This is a genomic window from Virgibacillus xinjiangensis (assembly GCF_042643145.1).
Taxonomy (GTDB): domain Bacteria; phylum Bacillota; class Bacilli; order Bacillales; family Amphibacillaceae; genus Virgibacillus_O; species Virgibacillus_O xinjiangensis.
The window spans coordinates 1-1,299 of record NZ_JBHRSA010000040.1 but is presented as its reverse complement, the minus strand read 5'-3'; the positions used below and the strand labels follow the sequence as shown (position 1 = coordinate 1,299).

At 43.6% G+C, this 1,299-nt stretch carries 2 protein-coding genes; both read left to right on the top strand.

The annotated features are described in order from the left end of the window. The first annotated feature begins 611 nt into the window (after positions 1 to 611). On the top strand, positions 612 to 905 hold the full coding sequence (locus ACFOGI_RS09330; RefSeq protein ID WP_390271695.1) for a transposase: 294 nt from the start codon (positions 612 to 614) through the stop codon (positions 903 to 905). Then, positions 902 to 1,299, top strand: a 398-nt coding sequence (locus ACFOGI_RS09325) for an IS3 family transposase (protein WP_390271693.1), incomplete at its 3' end; no start/stop codon positions are given. The genes ACFOGI_RS09330 and ACFOGI_RS09325, both read left to right, overlap by 4 nt.

The following is a 1,299-nucleotide window of genomic DNA, read 5'->3' as shown; positions in this document are numbered from 1 at the left end:
AACTAGAGGGTGTACCTTACCTTTTTTTTATATACCTTTTATTTACACAGACTATTGTACGTCATCGAGTACGGTGGCGGGTGGCACGAGTAGCGGGGGATGGCGACCGAGTACGGTGGCGGGCGGCACGAGTAGTGCAGGATGGCGACCGAGTGCGGTGGCGGGCGGACCGAGCGAATTACAGATTTCATAAATACAAATGAATGGATTAGTTTCAGGTTTGAGGAACAAATAAACATCATCACCTTATTAACAAATCACTTAAATAAGCTGTCCGATAGAAAAAAGCCTGGGGACATTATATCCCCAGGCCTATCTATTACCCTAGTATTCCTTCTATAACATCTTATTTATATAAAATGAATGATTGGTATAACCTCGACATCTCCACTTGATCCGCAGCTTAGCTCATTAGGCCCCAGTATCTCCTACTCGGGCCGTGGCATCTCAAGGTCGGGCCTTGCACTCCTTTACTCAGGCCACTGCTCCTTCCACTTGGGCCGCGCGCTCCCTCACTCGGGCCTCACCTTTGTTATTGTCCCCATAAAGTAGACATATTTAAAGTCGTGCAACCTTATATGTTAACTTAAATATTGGGGAGGCGGTTATTTGTGGGGAAATTAAGAAAATACTCCTACGATGATAAAGTACAGGTTGTTAAGAAATTTATGGAGGGGTACCCCTCCAGCCGATTGGTGAAAGAATTTAACATAAAGCATCGTAATCGGATTTATGAATGGCGTGATCAAGTGCTGCAAGGTGGCTATGAAGCTTTGAAAGGTCATCGCGGTATGACAAACAAAGCACCTCATCAGAACCGGGAGCGTTCACTTGAAGAGGAGAATGAACACTTGAAACTGGAAGTGAAGTATTTAAAAAAGTTATTAGAGCTCCAAAGGAGGTGAGTCATAAACGAGCTGAGTTCGAGTTCATTCGCGATCATGAAGATGAGTATCCGATAACGAAGTTGATTGCGGTAACTTCTGTTTCCCGTTCCGGATATTACAAGTGGAAGTCACGAAAAGAAGGCTATGAACAGGATCAGAAAGATGAAGGTCTTTATGGAAAGCTTTTAAAAATCTATGAGAATCATAGAGGCACATATGGGCGAAAACGCATCAAAGAAGAACTTAAAAGTTATTATCATATGGTTGTGAACGAGAAACGCATTTCCCGAGTGATGAAAAAGTATGGTTTGCGCTGTAGAATCCGCAGGAGACTTAAAAAGCGTGGCCAACAGCCTTATGGGAATGTCCCAAACATATTAGATCGCGACTTTAAGGCCTTGAGGCCTGGCAT